Below are 4620 nucleotides of genomic sequence, written 5' to 3'. Positions count from 1 at the left end.
CGAGCCGGCGAGCCGCACGCGCAGGCCGAACGTCTCGGCCTTGCGCTTGCCAAATCGCGCGGCAAGGCGTGCCGCGATGTCACCAACCCAGATCCACAGGAAGCGTAGCGCGATCAGGCATAGGGTAAGGATCAGCACTGTGAGGATCGGCTCGATCAGCCAATGCCGGCTGCTCAACTCGGGCGGCACATGGCGGATGATGTCGGGAAGCTGCAGGCCAAGCAGGATGAACAGCGCACCGTTGAAGACGAAGGACAGCGTCGTCCACAGCGATATGGTCTGCATGCGCGCCGATACCCCGAGATAGCGGAATATGCCGGACCCACTGGTGAGCACACCGGCGGTGACGGCGGCCAGGATTCCGGACGCGCCGGCATGCTCGGCGGCGAGATAGGCAATAAAGGGGATCAGGATCATCACCAGCACCTGTGCCTCGGCCGGCACACCGCCGATGCGGTTAAGCAATTGCAGCGCCTTGGCGGCGGCGAACACCGCCACCACACCGGCCAGGATGCCGGCAGCAACGGCGTAGAGGAAAGTCAGCGAAGCGGCGGCGAAGGAAAAGCTGCCGGTCAGCACTGCTGCCACGGCGAAGCGGAACATGACGAGGCCAGACGCGTCGTTGAGCAGCGACTCGCCTTCCAGAATATGCATCAGCCGCGGCGGCACCACGTTCCGGTCGACGATCGAGGAGACGGCTACCGCGTCGGTCGGCGACAGCACCGCGGCGAGCGCGAAGGCGACGACCAGCGGGATGCTCGGCACCAGCCAATGCAAGGCATAGCCGAAGCCGACGATGGTGAAGAAGACGAGCCCGATGGCAAGGTCGAGGATCGGGCCGCGCAGCGCCAGCAGTTCGCGCTTGGGCACGCCAACGGCGTCGCCGAACAAAAGCGGCGGGATGAACACCAGCAGGAACAGCTCGGGATCGATCTCGACATGGATGCCGCGCACCGGCCAGGCGAGTGCGGCTCCTATCGCAATCTGCAGCACCGGCAACGGCACCCGCACCAGCCGTACCAACGCACCGGAAACCGCGACGAAGCCGAGCACGACCAGGATGAAGATGGCAACTTGCATGGCCCTGTACCGAACGGCGCTTTCCGGATCCGGCGCAAAGTGCGCCCTCCAGCCGGATACAAAAAGGCCGCCCTCAGCGGCGGCCTTTCAGTAAAAAGTTCAGTCGCTTAGAGCGCAGAGGTGATCTGCAGCTCGTTAGCTCCATCGAGCCCGTAGATATCGTCGCGGAACTGCACGACGCCAGGCCCCGTCGACCAGGCCGAGATGTAGAGGAAATAGACCGGCACCGGATTGTTGACCTGCACCGGGATGTTCTCGCCGCTCTTGATCGCCGACTCGAAATGCTGGCGGTTCCAGCCCGGCGTGTCGCGCAATATCCAGGTAACGAGGTCGCGCACGTTCTGGACGCGCACGCAGCCCGAGGAATCGAAGCGCATCATCTTGCCGAACAGACTCTGTTGCGGCGTGTCGTGCATGTAGACGCCGTCCGGGCTCGGGAAATTGATCTTGACCGAAGCCATCGCATTGCCGGCGCCCGGATCCTGGCGGAAGCGGTATTTCTCGGCGTCGTCGGTCGACCAGTCCACGGTCAGCGGATCAACCTCGCTGCCATCCGGTGCGAACAGACGGATCTTGCTGTCCTTGAGATAGTCGGGGTTCTTCCGCATCAGCGGAATGATGTCCTTGCGCACGATCGAGACCGGCGCGTTCCAGTAGGGATTGACGATGATCTCGTTGATCTTGGAATCGACGATCGGCGTCTGGCGGTCGATCTTGCCGACAATGGCGGTGTGGCGCAGCACGACGCGGTCGTTCTCGACCGCCTCGATCTGGGCGCCCGGGATGTCGACCAATACATAACGGTTGCCCAGCGTGCCGGCGCGCTCGTGCAGCCGCTGCAGATTGGTCTGCAACTGGCCAAGCCGGACCTGCGCCGAAACATTCATCGCCGCATAGGTGTATTGGCCCAGGGTCCCGTCTGAAGGCAGGCCATGGCGCGCCTGGAAGCGCTTAACCGCGGCATCGACATAGGAATCGAAGGCCTCTGAAAGGCCGGCGCTCTGCGCCAGGTCGCCCGAAACCATCAAGCGCCTGCGCAATGGCACCACGTCGGGGTCGATGACGCCGAGCTGCAATTTCTTAGTGTCCGGGACCGGCTCCCAGCCGCCCTGCGCGACGATATTCTGATACTGCGCTATCGCCTGCTCGGTAAAGGAAACGGTCTGCGGGCTGACGATCGGCAGCGTCGAGGCCACCTTGCCGCCCTGGCTGGCGCGGGCGTCGAACTGGTCGTCCCAGTTGCCGCGGCCCGAGGATTTCAGGATATCCCCGATCACGTCCTGCGCGCTGGCGCCACCGGCAAGCATCGACGCTGCCAGCGCGGAGGCTCCGGAAAGGAAGAAACGGCGACTGGTTCTCATGTACGCTCCAGACAGTCTTGTAACAATTCTTTTCACCGGGCGATCCCGCCCGCACTCTAGGGTTGGCATTCTTAACAATTAGCCAACCATGGCCCCTTCGGTTGTGAGAACGCGCCGGGGGCGACGCGCGTTCAGGGAGATGCTTGGCCTTCGCCGCAACATCACCCGCATTCTCGCTTTCACCGGGAATATGGCGGCAACGTGGCCCTGACCGCGATTTGGATCGGCTGGCCTCACGAAACGGAAAGACCGGTGCTTTTCAGCCACCGGTCTTTAGCTCGCTTCCCGACCGCGCTTCTTCGGCGCGGCTTTCTGCTAGAAGTGGCGTATGCACTTACATCCGATAAGCGATCGTGTCGTTCCAGAAGCGATCCAGCCGCTGCAGGGCGCGGTTCATCTGCTTGAATTCTTCGGTGTTGATGCCGCCGACCTGCTCGATCGAGCCGACATGGCGCTCGTAGAGGCCGCCGACGACTTCCGCCACCTCGTTGCCCTTCGGCGTCAGCGAAACCCGCACCGAACGGCGATCGATGCGCGAGCGCTGGTGGTTGATGAAGCCGAGGTCGACCAGCTTCTTCAGATTGTAGGAGACATTCGAGCCGAGATAGTAGCCGCGCGAGCGCAGTTCGCCGGCGGTCAGCTCCGAATTGCCGATATTGAAGAGCAGCAGCGCCTGGATGGCGTTGATGTCGGAACGGCCGTTGCGGTCGAATTCGTCCTTGATCACGTCAAGCAGACGGCGGTGCAACCGCTCCACCAGCTGCAGCGATTCCATGTACAGCGAACGGATTGCTTCGCGGCGGTCATCGGATACGTTGGCGGTCTTCGCCGCCGGACGGGAATTGATCATTGTCTTTGCCTCTCGTTTGTCGCCTGGTGATTTTTTGTTTTTCACCTTGATCGCGACACTATCGAATACTCATAAAATTCGACTTAAACGCTAGGGCTAACAAGAGCTTACCGGTAAGAGGTTTCGAAAGAGGCTTAACGAAGGGTCACCCGAGCAAGGATGATTAACCTAAAGATTTAGCCAATGGTTCCGGGCGGAAATTTGTGCGTCCAATGGGACGCGTGGCGCTATTCTTGTTGAGCATCGGTCCGATGCTCTATTGCCGGGTCTGGCGCTTCTGCATCCAGATCACCACGCGAAAGACGATGTAGAGCAGCGCCACCGCCGCATGCGAGGCGACGATCAGCAGGCGGTGGCCGAAGAGTTCGGGAAAGCCGGCATACATGACGGTCTCGGTCACCGCGCAGATGACCCAGATCACCGGCCCCCAGGAGGCCAGCATCCACAGGCCGGCGGCAGCGAAGGGAAAGAAGACGGCGAGCATCACCGCCGCCACCTGCCAATGCACCGGCATCAGGTCGAAGCGCCACAACGGGCCGGGGTAGAAGCCGATCAGCCGGATCCAGTACAAAATCCCGAACAACAGGCAGTAGCCGGATACGACGCGCTGGAACCAGGCGAAGATGATCTCGACCGTCGAGGGCTGGAGCACGACGCGTCTCGACGTGACCTCGCTCACAGTTCGAGTTCCCGTTCGCCGAGCGGCGCGAAATAGGCGTCGACATCGGCTGCGCTGATCTTGTCGATGTCTGCCGGCCGCCAGAGTGGCGTCGAGCCCTTGTCGATGATGGCGGCGCGAATGCCTTCGTAGAAATCGTGGCCGGCAAGCATGCGGTTAAGGATGCGGAACTCCATCCGCATGCACTCGTCCATCGACAGCGTCAGCCCAGCGCTGATCTCGCGCCAGGCGACATGCAGGCTGGTCGGTGAGCGGGTGCGGATCGTCGCCAGCGTCTTGGCCGCGAACGCATCTGTGAGCGCAGCTCGTTCCAGGCTGCCGATGACGTCACCCAGCGACGGTTGCGCGAAATGGCGGGCGATCGCTTCCAGCGTCGGCCTGTCCGTCTCGCGCCGCGCCGGGATGAAGAAACCGCGCAGCACCGATTCCGGATCGCCGCTCGCCGCCAGCCGATCGAGAAAGCCGGCCTGGTCCTCTGCCTTGATCGTATGCGTCGCCAGGCCCGACCACAGAGCATCGCCATAGCGAATACGGTTTCCGGTCAGGGCGAGATACATGCCGAAGCTGCCGCCGAGGTCCGGCAGGAGATGACTGGCGCCGACATCCGGGAAAAAGCCGATGCCGACTTCCGGCATGGCAAATTGGGCGTT

5 protein-coding genes are annotated in these 4620 nt (G+C 62.4%); all 5 read right to left on the bottom strand.

What is annotated here, in order from left to right; genetic code table 11:
* On the bottom strand, nucleotides 1-1080 hold a 1080-nt coding region (locus E5W87_RS09090), incomplete at its 3' end, for a cation:proton antiporter (RefSeq protein WP_292396208.1).
* 107 nt (nucleotides 1081-1187) lie between these two features.
* Nucleotides 1188-2441, bottom strand: coding sequence for a L,D-transpeptidase family protein (locus tag E5W87_RS09085; RefSeq protein ID WP_292396204.1), 1254 nt, complete (start codon nucleotides 2439-2441; stop codon nucleotides 1188-1190).
* A gap of 334 nt (nucleotides 2442-2775) precedes the next feature.
* Entirely contained in the window at nucleotides 2776-3291 is a 516-nt protein-coding gene (locus E5W87_RS09080) for a winged helix DNA-binding protein (protein ID WP_126106904.1), read from the bottom strand.
* 256 nt (nucleotides 3292-3547) lie between these two features.
* Complete coding sequence (locus E5W87_RS09075; protein WP_292396201.1) at nucleotides 3548-3970, bottom strand: DUF6163 family protein; 423 nt, start codon at nucleotides 3968-3970, stop codon at nucleotides 3548-3550.
* The coding region (locus E5W87_RS09070) for an enoyl-CoA hydratase/isomerase family protein (RefSeq protein ID WP_292396196.1) at nucleotides 3967-4620 on the bottom strand (654 nt) is incomplete at its 5' end. The genes E5W87_RS09075 and E5W87_RS09070, both read right to left, overlap by 4 nt.

This window comes from Mesorhizobium sp. (genome assembly GCF_004962925.1).
In the GTDB taxonomy this organism is placed as follows: domain Bacteria; phylum Pseudomonadota; class Alphaproteobacteria; order Rhizobiales; family Rhizobiaceae; genus Mesorhizobium.
Note: the sequence above shows the minus strand (reverse complement) of the source record. Positions and strands in the feature narration are given on the sequence as shown.